The organism is Streptomyces sp. NPDC008238 (genome assembly GCF_042956445.1).
GTDB lineage: Bacteria > Actinomycetota > Actinomycetes > Streptomycetales > Streptomycetaceae > Actinacidiphila.
Map to the genome: position 1 here is coordinate 103,209 of NZ_JBIBGK010000017.1, position 16,165 is coordinate 119,373.

General features: G+C 71.4%; 20 protein-coding genes. 7 read left to right on the forward strand and 13 right to left on the reverse strand.

The features are described 5' to 3' along the window. Window positions 1-96: 96 nt before the first annotated feature. From ACFZAU_RS28530 to ACFZAU_RS28540, 3 genes are all read left to right on the forward strand, one after another. The gene (locus ACFZAU_RS28530; RefSeq protein WP_500554494.1) at window positions 97-1,188 is read left to right on the forward strand and encodes a MerR family transcriptional regulator; all 1,092 of its coding nucleotides are present in this window, start codon (window positions 97-99) and stop codon (window positions 1,186-1,188) included. A 9-nt stretch (window positions 1,189-1,197) separates the two neighbouring features. Beyond that, entirely contained in the window at window positions 1,198-2,001 is an 804-nt protein-coding gene (locus ACFZAU_RS28535; protein ID WP_500554495.1) for a 2-phosphosulfolactate phosphatase, read from the forward strand. Window positions 2,002-2,109: 108 nt separating this feature from the next. Beyond that, window positions 2,110-2,658 carry a DinB family protein gene (locus tag ACFZAU_RS28540; protein ID WP_500554496.1) on the forward strand — a complete coding sequence of 183 codons (549 nt, stop codon included), beginning with the start codon at window positions 2,110-2,112 and terminating at the stop codon, window positions 2,656-2,658. 4 nt (window positions 2,659-2,662) lie between these two features. Here the strand turns inward: ACFZAU_RS28540 and ACFZAU_RS28545 are convergent, their stop codons facing one another. Genes ACFZAU_RS28545 through ACFZAU_RS28555 form a run of 3 tightly spaced genes read right to left on the reverse strand, consistent with a single transcriptional unit; the run spans window position 2,663 to window position 5,423 of the window. Continuing rightward, on the reverse strand, window positions 2,663-3,529 hold the full coding sequence (locus tag ACFZAU_RS28545) for a MerR family transcriptional regulator (protein ID WP_500554539.1): 867 nt from the start codon (window positions 3,527-3,529) through the stop codon (window positions 2,663-2,665). Continuing rightward, window positions 3,526-4,554 (reverse strand): aspartate-semialdehyde dehydrogenase, encoded by a 1,029-nt coding sequence (locus ACFZAU_RS28550; protein WP_500554497.1) that lies wholly within the window; start codon window positions 4,552-4,554, stop codon window positions 3,526-3,528. Before ACFZAU_RS28550 ends, ACFZAU_RS28545 begins: the two co-directional genes overlap by 4 nt. Beyond that, window positions 4,551-5,423: a dihydrodipicolinate synthase family protein gene (locus ACFZAU_RS28555; protein ID WP_500554498.1), complete on the reverse strand. Its 873-nt coding sequence runs from the start codon at window positions 5,421-5,423 to the stop codon at window positions 4,551-4,553. The genes ACFZAU_RS28550 and ACFZAU_RS28555 overlap by 4 nt, the downstream gene beginning before the upstream one ends. 119 nt (window positions 5,424-5,542) lie before the next feature. Here ACFZAU_RS28555 and ACFZAU_RS28560 point away from each other — a divergent pair, with 119 nt between their 5' ends. Continuing rightward, complete coding sequence (locus ACFZAU_RS28560; RefSeq protein WP_500554499.1) at window positions 5,543-5,968, forward strand: GNAT family N-acetyltransferase; 426 nt, start codon at window positions 5,543-5,545, stop codon at window positions 5,966-5,968. A gap of 22 nt (window positions 5,969-5,990) precedes the next feature. Here the strand turns inward: ACFZAU_RS28560 and ACFZAU_RS28565 are convergent, their stop codons facing one another. The 5 genes from ACFZAU_RS28565 to ACFZAU_RS28585 form a co-directional block, all read right to left on the reverse strand. Continuing rightward, window positions 5,991-6,851, reverse strand: coding sequence for a GntR family transcriptional regulator (locus ACFZAU_RS28565; RefSeq protein WP_500554500.1), 861 nt, complete (start codon window positions 6,849-6,851; stop codon window positions 5,991-5,993). After that, entirely contained in the window at window positions 6,848-8,122 is a 1,275-nt protein-coding gene (locus ACFZAU_RS28570; protein WP_500554501.1) for a phosphotransferase, read from the reverse strand. Before ACFZAU_RS28570 ends, ACFZAU_RS28565 begins: the two co-directional genes overlap by 4 nt. Window positions 8,123-8,374: 252 nt before the next feature. Then, the gene (locus ACFZAU_RS28575) at window positions 8,375-9,145 is read right to left on the reverse strand and encodes an HAD family hydrolase (protein ID WP_500554502.1); all 771 of its coding nucleotides are present in this window, start codon (window positions 9,143-9,145) and stop codon (window positions 8,375-8,377) included. Between the two features lie 67 nt (window positions 9,146-9,212). Next, window positions 9,213-9,905: an HAD family hydrolase gene (locus tag ACFZAU_RS28580; protein WP_500554503.1), complete on the reverse strand. Its 693-nt coding sequence runs from the start codon at window positions 9,903-9,905 to the stop codon at window positions 9,213-9,215. Further along, window positions 9,878-10,738: a GntR family transcriptional regulator gene (locus ACFZAU_RS28585; RefSeq protein ID WP_500554504.1), complete on the reverse strand. Its 861-nt coding sequence runs from the start codon at window positions 10,736-10,738 to the stop codon at window positions 9,878-9,880. Before ACFZAU_RS28585 ends, ACFZAU_RS28580 begins: the two co-directional genes overlap by 28 nt. A gap of 337 nt (window positions 10,739-11,075) precedes the next feature. On the opposite strand from ACFZAU_RS28585, the gene ACFZAU_RS28590 reads away from it, so the two are divergent. Further along, the gene (locus ACFZAU_RS28590; RefSeq protein WP_179280085.1) at window positions 11,076-11,243 is read left to right on the forward strand and encodes a hypothetical protein; all 168 of its coding nucleotides are present in this window, start codon (window positions 11,076-11,078) and stop codon (window positions 11,241-11,243) included. A 58-nt stretch (window positions 11,244-11,301) separates the two neighbouring features. After that, window positions 11,302-11,481 (forward strand): hypothetical protein, encoded by a 180-nt coding sequence (locus ACFZAU_RS28595; protein ID WP_500554505.1) that lies wholly within the window; start codon window positions 11,302-11,304, stop codon window positions 11,479-11,481. A gap of 6 nt (window positions 11,482-11,487) precedes the next feature. Here ACFZAU_RS28595 and ACFZAU_RS28600 read toward each other — a convergent pair whose 3' ends face one another. Together ACFZAU_RS28600 and ACFZAU_RS28605 are read right to left on the reverse strand one after the other, a co-directional pair. Beyond that, the gene (locus ACFZAU_RS28600; RefSeq protein ID WP_500554506.1) at window positions 11,488-12,729 is read right to left on the reverse strand and encodes a GNAT family N-acetyltransferase; all 1,242 of its coding nucleotides are present in this window, start codon (window positions 12,727-12,729) and stop codon (window positions 11,488-11,490) included. A 58-nt stretch (window positions 12,730-12,787) separates the two neighbouring features. Continuing rightward, window positions 12,788-13,318 carry an RsiG family protein gene (locus ACFZAU_RS28605; protein ID WP_500554540.1) on the reverse strand — a complete coding sequence of 177 codons (531 nt, stop codon included), beginning with the start codon at window positions 13,316-13,318 and terminating at the stop codon, window positions 12,788-12,790. A gap of 213 nt (window positions 13,319-13,531) precedes the next feature. Between ACFZAU_RS28605 and dtd the strand changes: the two genes are divergently transcribed. Then, on the forward strand, window positions 13,532-13,957 hold the full coding sequence (gene dtd / locus ACFZAU_RS28610; protein ID WP_499608962.1) for a D-aminoacyl-tRNA deacylase: 426 nt from the start codon (window positions 13,532-13,534) through the stop codon (window positions 13,955-13,957). A 43-nt stretch (window positions 13,958-14,000) separates the two neighbouring features. Here the strand turns inward: dtd and ygfZ are convergent, their stop codons facing one another. The 3 genes from ygfZ to ACFZAU_RS28625 all read right to left on the reverse strand — a co-directional run bounded on the left by ygfZ (window position 14,001) and on the right by ACFZAU_RS28625 (window position 16,081). After that, window positions 14,001-14,981, reverse strand: a complete 981-nt coding sequence (gene ygfZ, locus ACFZAU_RS28615) for a CAF17-like 4Fe-4S cluster assembly/insertion protein YgfZ (RefSeq protein WP_500554507.1) — start codon at window positions 14,979-14,981, stop codon at window positions 14,001-14,003. Window positions 14,982-14,991: 10 nt separating this feature from the next. Further along, entirely contained in the window at window positions 14,992-15,444 is a 453-nt protein-coding gene (locus ACFZAU_RS28620; RefSeq protein WP_500463702.1) for a Fur family transcriptional regulator, read from the reverse strand. Window positions 15,445-15,517: 73 nt separating this feature from the next. Beyond that, window positions 15,518-16,081, reverse strand: coding sequence for a heme-binding beta-barrel domain-containing protein (locus tag ACFZAU_RS28625; protein ID WP_499608956.1), 564 nt, complete (start codon window positions 16,079-16,081; stop codon window positions 15,518-15,520). Window positions 16,082-16,165: the final 84 nt, after the last annotated feature.

A 16,165-nucleotide genomic window follows, 5' to 3' on the forward strand; every position in this document is an offset into this window, starting at 1 on the left:
AGCCGGTCCCCGCGGCCGGTTGACCTTGACCTTGGGGCAGGCCGCAGCATCGAGGCGGCCGGGCGGCGTGCCCGGTCCGAGGGAGGGGAGCCCGCCATGGACTCGCTGACGATCGGGGCCTTCGCGAAGGCGTCCCGGCTGTCGCCGAAGGCGCTGCGGCTGTACGACGAGCTCGGACTGCTGACGCCCGCGCGCGTCGATCCGCAGACCGGCTACCGCCACTACGCGCCCGCCCAGCTGGAGCGCGCCCGGCTCGTGGCGTGGCTGCGGCGGCTGGGGATGCCGCTGGCCCGCATACGGGAGGTGTGCGCGCTGGACGCGCCCGCCGCCGCGCGGGAGGTCCGGGCGTACTGGGCGCAGGCCGAGGCCGCGCACGGGGCGCGGCGGGACCTGGCCGCCTTCCTCGTCGATCACCTGTCCCGGAAGGACTCCGCCGTGAACGACGCGAACACGGACCCGAACCCGAACCACCGACTGGAACTGCGCTACGCCGCCCTCTCCGACGCCGGCCTGGTCCGGCCCGGCAACCAGGACACCGCCTACGCCGGCGACCGGCTGCTCGCCGTCGCCGACGGCTTCGGTGGCGAGGGGGCGCCCGCGGGCGCCGCCGCCGTCGACGCGCTGCGGGAGCTCGAGTCCGGCGACGCCGCGGGCGGCGGTCTGCTGGACGTGCTGCAGGACGCCCTCGACCGGGCCGACGAGACCGTGCGCGGCTTCGCGGACTCGGGCACCACGCTCACCGCGCTGCTGTGGTCCGGGGAGCGGCTGGCCCTCGTCCACATCGGCGACTCGCGGGCGTACCTGCTGCGCGCCGGCGAGCTGTTCCGGATCACGCACGACCACACGATGGTGCAGTCGATGGTGGACGAGGGCCGGCTGACCGAGGCCGAGGCCGCCTCGCACCCCCAGCGGTCGCTGCTCGTACGGGCGTTGGGCTCGGGCACCCGTCCCGCCGGGCGCCTGCCCGACCTGCGGCTGCACGATCCGCGGCCCGGCGACCGCTACCTGCTGTGCACGGACGGCCTGTCCGCCGTCGTGCCGGACGATGAGCTGCACCGGGTCCTCGCCTCCGGCGCCGGGCCGGGGGAGGCGGTGCGGGCGCTGGTCGGGCTGGCCAACGCCGCCGGCGGTCCGGACAACGTGAGTTGCGTGGTCGCCGATGTACAGCAGGCAGCCGCGGCGGCATAGTCCTCACCCATGGGCGAGGAATGGTTTCTGCAGACAGGTCACGGAGTGCGGTTCGACTGGGGACCGGAGGGCGCCCGGCGGGTCGGGGCGCACGTCGCGTGCCTGGTCGTCGTCGACGTCCTCTCCTTCACCACCGCGGTGACGGTGGCCGTCGAGGCGGGCACCGCCGTGCACCCGTACGCCTGGCGCGACGCGACGGCCGCCGCCTACGCGCGGCGGGTCGGGGCGCGGCTGGCCGTGGGGAGACGGGAGGTGACCGAGCGCTCGCCGTGGTCGCTGTCCCCCGCCGCCCTGCGGCGCGCGCCCTTCACCCCGCGGCTGGTGCTGCCCTCGCCCAACGGATCGGCGATCGCCGCCGCGGCCGGGGAGGCGGCGACCGTGGTCGCCGCCTCCTTGCGCAACGCGGGCGCGGTCGGCGCGTGGCTCGCCCGGCACGGCTACGGCGTACGGGACCGGCCGGTCGCGGTGGTCGCCGCCGGCGAGCGCTGGCCGGACGGGAGCCTGCGGCCCGCGCTGGAGGACCTGCTCGGCGCCGGCGCGGTCCTCGCCGCGCTGCGCGGGCACGCCCCCGCGGTGACGCTGTCCCCCGAGGCCCGCACCGCGGCCGCCGCCCGCACCGGGACCCCCGACGTCGCCGCCGCCGTCGCGGCCTGCGCCTCCGGACGCGAGCTGACCGGCGGCGGCTTCCCCGAGGACGTCGCGATCGCCACGGAACTCGACGCGGCCTCCGTCGTCCCCGTGCTCTCCGGGGGAGCCTTCTCCTCCGGGACCTCCTCGGAGACCTCCTCCCGGGCCATCGAGGACCGGAACTGACCGCAAGGGTGCGTACCGTCGAAGACGCGAAGGACGCCGGAACACCCCGGCGCCACGACCGGCGCGGACGTCCAAGGGGGCGTCCGAGCGGACGACCAAGGGGAGCGCATGCCGACGGTGGTAAGGAACGAGACGGGTGAGCGGGACGCGCTGCTGGCGTACCTGGAGGCTCAGCGCGGCGGGGTGCGTCGCGCGGTGCTCGGGCTCACCGACGAGCAGGCCGCCTCACGGCCCAGCGTCAGCGAGATGAACCTCGCCGGGCTGGTCAAGCACGTCGCCAGGACCGAGGAGTCCTGGGTGCAGGGCCTGCTGCTCGGCCACGAGGACAAGAAGGGCACCCAGGAGGACTACCTCGACGGCTTCCGGCTGGTGGAGGGCGAGACCCTCGCCGGCTGGCTGGACGCGTACGCCAGGACCGGCCGGGAGACCGAGGAGGCGATCCTGGCGCTGCCCGACCTGGACGTCGTGGTGCCGCTGCCGGACGCGCCCTGGAACCCGCCCGGCATGAAGGTCAGCGCCCGCTGGATCCTGCTCCACCTCATCGAGGAGACCGCCCGGCACGCCGGCCACGCGGACGTGATCCGCGAGTCCCTGGACGGCCGGACGGCCTTCGAGCTGGTCGCCGAGGCGGCTCAGCAGGGCAAGCCGATGGGCTGACCCGTCACGCCCCCGGGGCCACCGGTTCCTGCAGCTCCGTCACCCACGTGTCGGGGCGCCCCTCGCACTCCAGGTACAGCTCCCGGGGGTAGCCGAGGGACCGGTGGCCGTGGGCGTCGATCCAGCGGGCCAGCGTCTGCTCGGAACGCAGGACGTCGTCCATGGAGCCGCGGTGCACGATCGTCGCCGCGCTCTGCAGCCCCGGCAGGTCGACGACCGCGAAGTCGTACCGGCCGTCCGGCTCGACCGCGACCTGCAGCCCCGCGTGGACGAGGATCGCCCCCTCCCCCTCCGGCGCGTCCTCGTAGTACGCGATCCCCGGCCCGACGGGCCGCACCCCTGCCGCGTCCAGCCGCCGGCACAGCTCGCCGTACAGCGGCTGGATGACGGGCCCGATCTGCGCCGGATCGAAGCCGGCGGCGGTCGCCGTCAGCTCCGCGAGCCGGACCGCGGGCACCCTCTTGATCACCACGTCGTCGGTGGACATCCGTCCCTCGCTCTCGATCGTCCGGAGCCTCGCCTCGACACCCGCCAGCCGGGCCGCGTCCGCGGCCATCGCCGCCGCGAGCTCGGCGCGGCGCAGGCGCAGCATGCCGCGCAGCTGCTCCGCGCTCACCTCCTCGTCGAGGATCGACCGCACCTGTTCGAGCGTGAAGCCGAGGTCCTTGAGGGCGATGACGCGGTTGAGCCGGGCGAGCTGCCCGGCGGCGTACTGGCGGTAGCCGGTGGCGGGGTCGACACGGTCGGGGCGCAGCAGCCCGATGGCGTCGTAGTGACGCAGCATGCGGACCGACACGCGGCCGTGCCTGGCGAAGTCTCCGATGCCGAACGCGCGGTCCGCGCCGGGGCATCCGTGGGAAGCGGCGGTCAGCCGCGCAGCTCCGCGGCGACCAGCTCCGCGATCTGGACGGCGTTGAGCGCGGCGCCCTTGCGGAGGTTGTCGTTGGAGAGGAAGAGCGCGAGGCCGTGCTCCACGGTCTCGTCCACCCGGATCCGGCCGACGTAGGAGGGGTCCTTGCCCGCCGCCTGCTGCGGGGTCGGGATCTCCGACAGCTCCACGCCGGGGGCCTCCGCCAGCAGCTCGTACGCGCGCTCCACGCTGACCGGACGCTCGAAACGGGCGTTGACCTGCAGCGAGTGGCCGGAGAAGACGGGCACGCGAACGCAGGTGCCGGACACCTTCAGCTCCGGGATGCCCAGGATCTTGCGGGACTCGTTGCGGAGCTTCTGCTCCTCGTCGGTCTCGAAGCGGCCGTCGTCGACGATCTTCCCGGCGAGCGGGACGACGTTGAACGCAATGGGCCGCCGGTAGACCGCGGGCTCGGGGAACTCCACGGCCTCGCCGTCGAAGGCCAGCCCGGTCGCCCGGTCGGCGACCTTGCGCACCTGGCCGTCGAGCTCGGCGACACCGGCCAGACCCGAGCCGGAGACCGCCTGGTAGGTGGTGGCGACCAGCGCGGTCAGCCCCGCCTCCTCGTGCAGCGGGCGCAGCACAAGCATCGCGGCCATGGTGGTGCAGTTCGGGTTGGCGATGATGCCCTTGGGACGGTCCGCGATCGCCTGCGGGTTGACCTCGGAGACGACCAGCGGGACCTCGGGGTCCATCCGCCAGGCGGAGGAGTTGTCGATCACGACGGCACCCGCGGCGGCGACCTTCGGGGCCAGCGCCTTGGAGGTGGCGCCCCCGGCCGAGAAGAGCACGATGTCGAGACCGGAGTAGTCCGCGGTGGCCGCGTCCTCGACCGTGACCTCGCCGTCCTTCCATGGCACGGTGCGTCCGGCCGAACGGGCCGACGCGAACAGCCGCAGCTGCTCCACCGGGAAGTCGCGCTCGGCCAGCACCTTGCGCATGACACCGCCGACCTGGCCGGTGGCTCCGACGATTCCGATCCTCATCCGGTCTCTCCGATCAGTGCGTACGTACGGTCCCGAGTATCCCCCGATGCGGCGAGTGCCCGGAGTGCCGTCCCGAGGGACGAACGCCCGGCGGGCAGCAGCGGCAGCCGCACGTCAGGGGTCGGGATGCGTCCCTGGGCGTGCAGCACCGCCTTGATCACCGTGGGGTTGGGCTCGGCGAAGAGGGCGGCGGCGAGCCCCGCGAGCGCCTGCCCCGTCGCCGGATCGTGGGAACGGGCCAGCTCCGCCCACCGCTCGGTGGCCAGGTGCGCGGAGGCGGTGATCGCCCCGGCGGCGCCCAGGGCGAGCAGCGCGGGCGCGAAGACGTCGTCCCCGGCGTACAGCGGCACCTCCCCCACCAGGAGCACGGTGTCCTGGTCGATGCCGCCGACGGCGTGCTTGAAGCCGGCGACCCCGTCGATCGCGGCGAGCCGGCGCACCGTGTCCGCGGTGAGGGCGAGCCCGGTGCGGTAGGGGATGTTGTAGACGACCAGCGGCACGGCGGACGCCCGGGCCAGCGCCTCGAAGTGCGCGACGACGCCGTCCTGGGAGGGCCTGACGTACGACGGCACGGAGACGAGGGCGGCGTCCGCGTCAAGCTCCGCGAGTTCCGCCGCGGCCCTGCGCGTGTCCGTCCCGCCGGCCCCCACGGTGAACCGCAGCCCGCGTTCCCGGCACACCCGCCCCACGGTCTCCCGGACGACCGCCTTCTCGGCCTCGTCCAGCATGGCCGCCTCGGCGGTCGTCCCCAGCGCGACCAGCCCGGCGACGCCCCCGTCGGCCACCTCGTACGCCAAGCGCTCCAGGGCGCCGGCGTCCACGCAGCCGGCCTCGCCGAAGGGGGTGATGAGCGGTACGTGAATACCCATGCCCTCGAGCGTGGGCCCAGGGCACCCTCAAGGTCCAGTTAATAGTCCTTCATCGCACCGGTAAGCGCTTCTGCATGAAGGCGCCGCCCGACCGGCCTGGCCCCCGCTACCCTCCGCGCATGACGACCGCCGAAGAGCAGTACGAGATATCTGCCGACCCCGCCCGCGTGGACGCGGCCCTCGTCCACCACTGGCTCTCCACCGACGCGTACTGGGCCCTCGGCCGCCCCCGCGCCGTCCAGGACGCCGCTATCGCCGGCTCGCTCAACTTCGGGGCCTACGACAGGGCTTCCGGTGCCCAGGTCGCCTGCGCTCGCGTCGTCACCGACCACGCGACGTTCGCCTGGCTCTGCGACGTCTACGTCACCCCCGCCGCCCGCGGCCACGGTCTGGCGACGGCGTTGGCAACGGCCGCCCGCGACCACCTGCTGGGCCTGGGCGTCCGTCTCGTCCTCCTGGCCACGCACGACGCCCACGGGGTCTACGCGAAGGTGGGGTTCGAGCCGCTGGAGGTGCCGGGGCACTGGATGTCCCTGGTGATATGAGCCCGCACCGAGGTAGTGAGCGTCAGACCGACTCGGCGATCGTGTTCCACAGGGAGTCGAACCACTCCTGGCCCTCGGCCCGTTGCGCGGGCCCCTGGGGGTACAGCCGTGCCGCCAGGCCCAGTACGTCGTGGATCTGAGCGATTTCCCCGTCGGGGAGATCGACGGTGTTCGCCTCGACCTTGTAGAAGCCCATGAGCCCTTGATCGCGATTGATCAGGTAGTACTTCACCACCGGCGTGACGGGGAGGGTCCGGACATCGACGGTCACGTTGACGTCCCGCCGGCCCAGGTCCTCCAGCAGGTTGCGCAGGGTGAACGCGTGCCGCTCGATCAGTTCGGAGAGCCGGTCGAGCGGCCGGGTGTCGTCGGGATCCCCCACGATCCGGGGAATCGCCAAGTGCGCACCCGGGCGGGCGAGCAGGAGCCGGACCTGGATCGACGACGGTTGGATCTCCCCCCTGAGGACCCGGCGTGCCTGCGGCACGATGGCCGCGTTCAGCGACTCCGCGGTCAGGCAGTACGCGTCGATCGTCACGTGCTCCGCTCCGAAAGCCTCCGCGACGGCGTCGTCCAGTTCGACGCTGCCGGCCTCAACGGTCTCCGCAGCATTCCCGTTGGCGTGGGCAGCGCCGGCGGACTTCCGCCAGTCCCGGGCGAAGACGCCCTTGCCCTGGCCCGACTCCACGTAGCCCTCGTCCTGCAGCGCCTTGATCGCCCTCTGGACGGTGGCACGGGAGACGTCGAAGCGGTCCACCAGCTCCGCATGGGTGGGCAGTTGCGCGCCCACCGCGATGTCGCCGCCCTCGATCTCATGACGTAATGCATCGGCCACGCGCTCGTACTCGCGCCTGAGCCCACGGGCGGTGCCGTCGTTGCTCACGACCAGACTGTAGTGCCGTGCTTCAGCCTGGTCCCCCCGTTCTGCTCAGCCTCGAGTACCACGGGTCCAACCGATGACATCGTGTCGAGCCGAGGATCCGAGCCCACCCCGCCTGCCGTCGCCACGTCATCCGCCTTCCGGGCCAGGTCTCCGTACTCCCGTAGCCAGCGGAGGAGTTCCTTCTCGATCCGCTGAGGAGTGGCCACCGTCCGCAGCCCCACATGGCGGAGCCCCGTGCCGTCCTCTCCGCGCCGGGCACGGGTGAGGGCCGCCGCGATGGCTGTGACGGCGTGCGTCACCACCTCGCGTTGTCCCGGCCCGTCCTCGGGGGCCCAACTGACCGCCATCGCTCCGCGCATCACATCCGTATAGACGGATTGGACTCGCTTGTACGCGAGGTAACGGGGAAGATCACCCGCCACCGCGTCCGACGCCCCCGGCGAACTCTCCCCCACGGCCTTCCGCCAGCCCCGGACCATCTGCCGTTCCTGCCGGCGGGGGTAGCGCATCAGATGGAGGTGCGTGGCGAGGTCGTAGAGCGGGTCACCGATGCGGGCGAGCTCCCAGTCGATCGTCCACAGTTCCCCGTCGCCGTCGACCACGAGGTTCTCGCGGTGCAGGTCACCGTGCAGGAGGGCGAACGGGCGCCTGGCGAGGTCTCCCAATGCGTCGGGGAGTGTTTCCAAAAGGCCATCGGGGATCGCCAGCGCATCGAAAAGCGGACCGAGTACCGGCCTTCTCTTGTCAAACACCCCGCGGGTGTGGCCGATCAGGTTTCCCAGGAAACTCGTGCTGTCGTTACCCCCGAAAGGGAGTTGCCCCGGTTTGTTCCCGCAGACGCGATCCGCGCGGACACCCGCCGCGTCGACCGACACCAAGGACCCGAAGAAGTCAATCAATTTCTTTCTGTAGCGCCGGGGAACCGACCTTCCGGGAGATGTCAGATCTCCCAGAGTCCGGCCTTCGACGAATTCAACGAAAGTCACACCGGCGGGAGCGTCCACCACCAGCTCGCTCACGTCGACCACCTTGGGAATGCGCGGAACGCGACCGCCCAATTCCAGCACCAACTGCTCCTCCGACGCGAAGCACCTGTGGTCGTACCAGAAGGCGTGCTCCCGAGGTTCGCGCAGCTTCAGCCACCTGAACTTGTCGCCGAGCGACGTACCAGGGGCCAGGCGGACGGCATATGCCTCGTGATGGTGCCCTTTGAGTGGGCCTACCACCTCGGTGGCGATTCGCGACGCGAACTCGTAGGTAGGGCTGGTCACCGGATTCCTCGAGGATCAGAAAAAGGGAAGCGTATCCTCCCCTCGACCCGCATGGGGCTGAACTCCACCGCATCTTTATTCATTTTTGGACCCTCCAGCCCCACTGCGCTATGCAAACCGCACGTCGCGCGGGGCGAGACACCGCATAGTTATTCTGGAAGGGTCCCACCGACGGGGCACCCGGAGCTAGCCCGAACGATGGAACCCATCGAAATCGGCGAACCGGGACCTCCCCACACGAAACGGCTGCGGTCAGTGGGTCTCGCCGCTGGCCGAGTGCGTCCGGCACCGGCCATGGACTTCACCCCACGCCGCCCGGATCTCGTCCAGACGCTCGACGACCGTCCCCCGGAAGACGTGGCGCAGTTCCTGGTTGTCGTCGACGTGCGGGTTCTCGAAACCGAGGAACCGCACGTCCGCGGTGATCGCGGCCAGCACGTCCGCGGGCGAATCACCGATCATCAAGCAGCGCCCGGGGCTGGCCAGCCGAAGGCCACCGATCGCACGCTCGATGCATGCGGGGTCCGGCTTCAGCAGGAGCGGGTGGCCCTCGGCCATGTTCCGGCGGCCGTACACGTGCGTGCCGAACAACGGACCCAGGCGGCAGTTGGCCAGGCAGGTACGGACGGCCTTCTCGGAATTGTTCGTGGTTATGGCGACCGGTATTCCGGCACTCCTGATCGCTTCCACCAGCACCTCGGCGCCAGGCGTCATCAAAGCATCCTCGGCGCATTCTTCCTCCAGCGAAGTGAGTTCGCCTTCAAGGCGAGCGACGTCGGCGAAGTCCGGCCACGTGCGCGCCGCCTCGCGGAGGACATCCAGGGGGCTGTGCTCCTTTTCGGGACGAACGGCCGGCAGCCTCTCGCGGTCGATGAATTCGTACAATTGCTCCGCGACTCGCTCCGCCCCCTTCGGCGCGAAAAGGTGGCAGAGCGGTCCGTCGAAGTCGAACAGCACGCCCTCGACGTCGGTCAGCAGGGCCCGGAGGTCGCTTTTCATCGGCCACTCGCGATCAGAAGTCACCCAGTGATTTTGAGTGCCCGCACGGGACTTGACCAGAGGGCCGCGACGGGGACACCACTTCGGCGACTCACGGCAACAAACCCATCACGTCCTGCATCCGCGAAACGACCCACTTGGCATTTGCCTTCGTCATCTCGCGCCCCTTGCGCGCACTCTTCGCATAGCCGACAAAATTGACGTCGGCTCGTCGTGAAGCCTCGGCGTCCCGCCAGGAATCCCCCACGAACAGGCAGTGTTCGGGCTTCGTGCCGAGCCGTTTCACCGCTTCTCGCAGCATAAAGGCATCGGGCTTCATGAGCCGGGCGTCATCGGGGCGGCCGATGATCGGCCCGTCGAACAACTCCAGCAGGTGCGTCGCGAGGAGAACGTTGCGAATCGCCTCGTATCCGTTGTTGCTGACCACCCCCAGGTGCAGGCCCCGGGCTCGCAGGCCGCGGACGAGGCCCACCGCACCAGGCGTGATCGTCGCGGATGCGGCCGCCACGACCTCCTCCTTCGCCAGGAGGGCGTTCAATTCCGCGCTCACCTCGCGCGCGTTGCGGCCGGACCCCGTGGCGATCGCCCACAGCAGCCCGTGCGGATCATCCGTGCCGGCCAGTTCGGGCGGGAGCAGCGACATCTCGCCGAGCCGCTCCTTGAGCCGCGAGGCGGCGACGGAGGCGGGATGTCCGGCGAAGAGGCGGCAGACCGGACCGTCGAAGTCCAGCAGGACGCACTCGATACCGGCGAGTGTCAGGCGGGCTTGGCTAGCCTCGTCCACAGGGAGTCGAACCACTCCTGAGAGAGTTCCACACGTTCCCGTGGCTGCGGGTAAAGCTTGGCCCCGACACCCAGGACGTCATGGATCTTGATGGTCGCATCGTCGACGTTGATGACGTTGTCCGTCACGACGTACATGCCGTCGAGGGCCATGTCTCCGTTGATCAGGTAGAGCTTGTGCAGGGGCGTGACCGGAACCAGGCGCACCTCGACCGTCACCTCGGCCACGGCGCCCTGACCGACCAGGTTCTCCAGGTTTCTCAGGGCCCTGATGTGAGCGGCGGACAGACTGTCGAGCCGCGCCATGGGGCGCTCGTCGTCGGGGTCCTCGACGTTGCGCGGAACGGCCAGCCGTACGTCGGTGCGTGGCAGCAGCAGGCGCAGGTGGATCGAGGACGGCCGGATGTCCCCGCGGATGATCCGTTTGACCTGCTGCACGATGGCCCCGTTCAGAGACTCAGCCGTCAGGCAGTACGCGTCGATCGTGACGTGATCCGCCTCGAACGCCTCCGCGATGGCGTCGTCCAGCTCGATGCTGCCGGCTTCCACCGTCGCCGTGGCGGTCCCGTTGGCGTGGGAGGTGACGGCGGACTTCCGCCAGTCCCGGGCGAATACGCCCTTGCCCTGCGCCGACTCCACGTAGCCCTTGACCTCGAGGGCCTTGATCGCCTTCTGGACGGTGGCGCGGGAGACGTCGAACCTGTCCACCAGTTCGGCGTGCGTGGGGAGCTGGTCGCCCACCTCGATGGCGCCGCCCTCGATTTCGTGACGCAACGCATCGGCCACGCGCTCGTACTCACGCCTGGCCCCGCCGACGGTGCGGTCGTTGCTCACGTGACCCACACTACAGCTTCACGCCAGGCAAGTGGAGTTGACTGCATGGAGTTTAGTGATCTGCAGTCAGCGGCAACATGACCATAGAGGAATGCAGTCAACTGGTCTGGCAGCCAATCAAGTTGGGCCAGTTGACACCATCGGGGGCCGCAGCCTCTCCGTCCCGACGACGCGCCGGGGATGACCGCGGCTGAGAGTGCAGCGCCATGACGCTTCGCACGCATCAGCAGCACCACACTTCCGCTCAGCCACCTGCCGACCCACGGGTCAACTCTGTCTCCTTCCGCGCTCTACGCGCGGAGGAACGATCCCGCGCGCCTCGAAGGAGTGAATCGCTATGCCCGCTCTCGCTCTGTGCGCCTTCGCGTTCGAGCAGCTCGTCCAGTGGCGGTACGGCGCGGCCGGCGCCTTCGCCGTCGGACTGTTCACGGTGGGCCACAAGGCCCGGAACACGACGTTCACGTGCGTCGGACTCGCGGTGATCGCGCTGCTGCTGGCCCAGTAGGGCCGGTGCGGCAGCGGGCCCGCGCCTTTCGGTCGGCCACCTGGGAAGGGGGTGGGTCATGCTGTGGGGTCAACTGACGGCGGCGCTGCTGGAGCAGTACCTGGCGTGGCAGTACGGGCCGTTGATGGGGCTGGGCGTGCTGCTGGTGGTCGCCGGGCACAGGGCGCGTTCCAGTTATGCGATGTGCGTCGGCGGGGTGCTCGTCCTGCTGGTGCTGGTGTCGTACGGACACCGCTAGCCGCCGCTAGAACGTGTCGATCGGCCAGGGCCTGCGTGCCGTACGGAACAGCGCGTCGACGCGGGCCGCGCCGCCCGGGCGGGACTCCGTGACGGCGCCCGTGACGGTCAGGCGGGCCGCGGACTCCTCGCCGAGGTAGAGGGAGGCGAGGGCGGCCGCGCTGAGGGACACGTCCGGGGCGGCGGAGGGGGCCGCCCCGGCGGTGGCGGTGCCGTCGGCGGCGGCTTCGAGGCGGAAGCGGCCGGCGGCGTACCCGTCCGGGTCGGCGACGTCGAGGACGACCGAGCCCGGGGCCGCGTACGTACGGGCGGACAGCGCCCGGGGCACGTCCAGCAGCCGCAGCCACAGGAAGTCGCTGGTGGAGTGGACGTGGGCGGCGCGCGGGTCGTCCAGCAGCAGCGGCAGGACGTCGTCCTGGCCGCGGAAGCCGGTGCGGACGGTGGCGACCCAGTCGACGGCGAGCAGGTAACGCCACAGGGCGCGCTCGGCCTCGGGGGTCGCGGCGATCAACTCCCGCACGGTGACCGGGACCTTCGGGAACATCCCGTGCCAGGTGTCCTCGGCCGTGTACGCGGCCAGGCCGTCCACCCGCCCGGAGGCGTCGCGGTACAGGACGAAGATCGGTTCCTTCCAGGGGAAGGAGGGGTTGACCACCGTCCCGGTGGCGTACTCCCAGTTGCGCTCGGTGCGGTTGATCGCGCCGGGGTGGCGCAGCCGCACCCGGTCGTGGAGCTGCGGTCCGAGCTTGAGGACCTCGGACGGGTCCGACAGGTCGACGCGGCCGCTCTCGGTCGGCGGCCCCTGGGGGCGGCCGGCGCGGGCGGTGTCGACCTCCCACTCGGTGATCCCGGCGGCGGGGCCGAAGCCGAAGCGGCCGTAGATCCGGTACTCGGCGGCGACGAGGATCGCGACAGGCTCGCCACGGCGCACGGAGGCGTCGAGTTCGGCGGCCATCATGCGGGAGGCCAGGCCGCGGCGGCGGTGCGTGGCGGTGACGGAGACGTTGGTGATCGCCGAGGCGGGCAGCACCGCGCCGCCGGGCACCGTCAGTTCGCGGGGCATGCTGCGGAAGGTGGCCACGCAGCGGCCCTCGTCGAAGGCGCCCTGGGTGCGGTCGAGGTCCGTCTGGGAGCGGCGGAGCGCGATCTCCTCCTCGGTCACCGACGGCGGCCGGTGGAAACCGGTGTTGACGGCGCGCAGCCAGCCGGGGAAGTCGGACTCGCCGATCGTACGGACCTCAAGGCTCATGTCCCGCACGGTAGGCGGACCCCGGCCCCGGCCGCATCCGGTTTTCGCCACGCTGCCGTCAGTCGCCCGCCAGCAGGTCGTCGACCCGGGCCTCGCCCTCGCGGTAGCGGCGGGCGATCTCGGTGCTGCAGCCGTCCACCGTCCGCTGCAGGGACTGCCGGCAGCGCGAGACCTGCTGCTCGTGGCGGACCAGCCGGCCCATCGCGTCGTGGAGTTCCTGGTCGGTGCGGGCCTCGAGGTCGGAGAGCTGGACCTCGGCGAGCATCTCCTCGGCGAGCTGCCGGTAGCGCTCGCTGTGCGGGGTGCCCAGGGTGACGTGGCGGGCGGAGGAGCGGTGCCGGGACGGGGTGTCGGTGAGGATCTCGGAGAGCCGGTCGAGCACGGGCGCGTCCGGGGCGGTGCGCCGGGCGACTTCGGCGCGGAGGATGTCGATCCGGCCCTGCAGGAGCCGCCGCAGGTAGGAGAGGTCGGCCTCCTCCAGCTGGGCCTCGCGGCGCGCGGTGCGCAGCCCGTCGAGGGTCAGGGCGGCGAGGTCGGGCTGGGGGGTGCCGGCGGTGAGGGGGGAGCGCGGGCCCGGTGCCTTGAGCATGCGATCGCCTTCCGCCGTGCCGGTCGTGATGCTGTGCTTCATCGCTGTCCGTCCCCTCGTCCCCCACGTCGGGCAGACTTCGATCGTGCCACCGAGTAGCTGCGTCGCGCAGGCACCTGCACCCGAACGGCGGCTCCGGACAGTTGTGCGTGAGTCCAAGCGGGCGTACGGCCCGGGTGCCGCGCGCCCCCGCCGGGCCGGGACAATGGCGGCATGCGTGCGGTGGCCCAGCGGGTGAGCGAAGCGAGTGTCGTGGTGGACGGCGAGACGGTCGGCGAGATCGCGGGTCCCGGTCTGTGCGTGCTGGTGGGGGTGACGCACGACGACACCGCAGAGAAGGCGGCCCAACTGGCCCGGAAGCTGTGGGGGCTGCGCATCCTGCCCGGGGAGAAGTCGTGCTCGGACATCGCCGCGCCGCTGCTCGTGATCTCCCAGTTCACCCTCTACGGTGACGCCCGCAAGGGGCGCCGCCCCACGTGGAACGCGGCGGCGCCCGGCCCGGTCGCCGAGCCGCTGGTGGACGAGGTGGTGGCGCAACTGCGGTCGCTGGGCGCCCATGTGGAGACGGGCCGGTTCGGAGCGGAGATGAAGGTCTCGCTCACGAACGACGGCCCGTTCACGGTCGTCCTGGAGATGTGAGGCGGGGCCCTCAGGGCCGGCCCCTCACGGCGCGCCCCTCACCTCACGGCGCGACGACCGTCTCCTGGCTCGCCGCCGTCCCGTCCGCGAGCAGCGTCGCGTCCACCGGGGTGTTGCGCTTGATCACGGCGAGGGCGATCGGCCCCAGCTCCCAGTGCCGGGCGGAGGAAGTGACGGTGCCGACCGGGCGGCCGTCGGGCCCGTCCGCGGCGAGCCGTACGGGCGCGCCGTGGCCGGGCAGCTTGACCTCGCTGCCGTCGAGGTGGAGGAAGACCAGGCGGCGCGGCGGCCGGCCGAGGTTGTGCACCCGCGCGACGGTCTCCTGACCGCGGTAGCAGCCCTTGTCGAGGTGGACGGCGGTGTCCAGCCAGCCCAGCTCGTGCGGGATGGTGCGGTGGTCGGTCTCCAGGCCGACCCGCGGGCGGTGCGCCTCGATCCGCAGCGCCTCCAGGGCCAGCACGCCTACCGGGGCGCCGACCTGCCGCGGCAGGTCCTGAAGTTCGCCGCGCGGCACGAACACCTCGCGGCCGTACGGGACCTCGCGCACCGGCCAGTCCCCGGGGACGGTGGCGATGCTGCCCGCGGGCAGGTGCACGACCGCGTACTCGCCGGTCCGGTCGGAGACGTCGACCTGGTAGAAGAACTTCATGCTCTCCAGGTACGCGATGAGCTCGCCCTGCGTGCCGGGCTCGACGTGCATCCAGGTGGTCGTGCCGTCGTCGACGAGGTAGAGGGCGTGCTCGATGTGGCCGTGGGCGGAGAGGACGAGCGCCTCGGTGGCCCGGCCCGGCGGGAGGTCGCTGACGTGCTGGGTCAGCAGCAGGTGGAGCCACGCGAGGCGGTCCTGCCCGGTGACGGTGACGACGCCCCGGTGGGAGAGGTCGACGAAGCCGTCGCCGCCCGCCAGCGCGCGCTGTTCGCGGAAGAGGTCTCCGTAGTGCGCGGCCACTCCCTCGTCCGGGCCCTCGGCGGGGACGGCACCGGGGAGCGACAGCAGGGGACTGGTCGTTGTTTGGCGCTGCATGCCCACCACCCTACGTCCGGTTACTTGAACCCTCAGGCGTTCGGGGCTTCCCCGCGCAGTCCGCGCAACGGCCGAAGATCGCGAAGTGCTTCATGTCGGTCTCGAAGCCGTACGTCTCGCGCAGCCGGGCCGTCAGCGGCTCGGCGACGGAGACGTCGGCCTCGATGACGGACTCGCAGTCCCGGCACACCAGGTGCATGTGGTGGTGGCGGTCGGCGAGGTGGTAGGTCGGGGCGCCGTGCCCGAGGTGGGCGTGGCTGACCAGGCCCAGCTCCTCCAGGAGCTCCAGGGTGCGGTAGACCGTGGAGATGTTGATCCCGGAGGCGGTCTTGCGCACCTCGGTCAGGATGTCGTCGGGAGTGGCGTGCTCCAGCTCGTCCACAGCCTCCAGGACAAGCTGCCGCTGCGGCGTCAGTCGGTAGCCGCGCTGCCTCAGGTCGCTCTTCCAGTCCGTGGTGACCACGAGGACAGTCTAGGCAAGGGAAAGGGGGATCACGGCGTCGTGATCCCCCTCGGCGGCCTTCCGGCCGGACGTCTCAGCGGAAGAAGGCGATGCCGTCGTCCGGGAGGTCCCCCAGGTCCTTCGCCCACTCGCTGGGGTTGACGACCTTCTTCAGGTGCGCCGACATGTAGGGGCGCAGCGGCACCTCGGGGGTGGCCTTCTCGCCGACCCACATCAGGTCGCTCTTGACGTAGCCGTACAGGCGCTTGCCGCCGCTGTACGGGGGCGCGTCGGCGAGCCGGGCCACGGCGTCGGTGACGAGGTCGATCTGCGGCTTGGCCTCGGCGAGCTCGCCGTACCAGATCTCGATGACGCCGTCGTCACGGGTCATGGTGACCTCGACCTTGCGGTCCTTGTCGACGCGCCAGAAGCCGGACTCGCTCTCCAGCGGCTTCGCCGGCTTGCCCTCGGCGTCCAGCACCCAGGTCTTGGAGGTGTACTCCAGGAACGACCGCCCGTCGTGGCTGAAGATCACTTCCTGGCCGAAGTTGCACTTCTCGTCGCCCGGGAAGTCGAAGACGCCCGCGCCCTCCCAGGTGCCCAGGAGGAAGGCGAGGGGGACCAGGTCGGGGTGCAGGTCGGAGGGGATCTCGATCATGTTCAGCGCTGTCCCTGGTAGAGCTTCTTGACGACCAGAGCCGAGAACGCGATGACGCCCAGGCAGACCAGGACGAGCAGGGTG

Coding starts and splice junctions, on each gene's coding strand:
- ACFZAU_RS28530 (WP_500554494.1), top strand. CDS start 97: ATGGACTCGCTGACGATCGGGGCCTTCGCGAAGGCGTCCCGGCTGTCG.
- ACFZAU_RS28535 (WP_500554495.1), top strand. CDS start 1,198: ATGGGCGAGGAATGGTTTCTGCAGACAGGTCACGGAGTGCGGTTCGAC.
- ACFZAU_RS28540 (WP_500554496.1), top strand. CDS start 2,110: ATGCCGACGGTGGTAAGGAACGAGACGGGTGAGCGGGACGCGCTGCTG.
- ACFZAU_RS28550 (WP_500554497.1), bottom strand. CDS start 4,554: ATGAGGATCGGAATCGTCGGAGCCACCGGCCAGGTCGGCGGTGTCATG.
- ACFZAU_RS28555 (WP_500554498.1), bottom strand. CDS start 5,423: ATGGGTATTCACGTACCGCTCATCACCCCCTTCGGCGAGGCCGGCTGC.
- ACFZAU_RS28560 (WP_500554499.1), top strand. CDS start 5,543: ATGACGACCGCCGAAGAGCAGTACGAGATATCTGCCGACCCCGCCCGC.
- ACFZAU_RS28590 (WP_179280085.1), top strand. CDS start 11,076: ATGCCCGCTCTCGCTCTGTGCGCCTTCGCGTTCGAGCAGCTCGTCCAG.
- ACFZAU_RS28595 (WP_500554505.1), top strand. CDS start 11,302: ATGCTGTGGGGTCAACTGACGGCGGCGCTGCTGGAGCAGTACCTGGCG.
- ACFZAU_RS28600 (WP_500554506.1), bottom strand. CDS start 12,729: ATGAGCCTTGAGGTCCGTACGATCGGCGAGTCCGACTTCCCCGGCTGG.
- ACFZAU_RS28605 (WP_500554540.1), bottom strand. CDS start 13,318: ATGCTCAAGGCACCGGGCCCGCGCTCCCCCCTCACCGCCGGCACCCCC.
- dtd (WP_499608962.1), top strand. CDS start 13,532: ATGCGTGCGGTGGCCCAGCGGGTGAGCGAAGCGAGTGTCGTGGTGGAC.
- ygfZ (WP_500554507.1), bottom strand. CDS start 14,981: ATGCAGCGCCAAACAACGACCAGTCCCCTGCTGTCGCTCCCCGGTGCC.
- ACFZAU_RS28625 (WP_499608956.1), bottom strand. CDS start 16,081: ATGATCGAGATCCCCTCCGACCTGCACCCCGACCTGGTCCCCCTCGCC.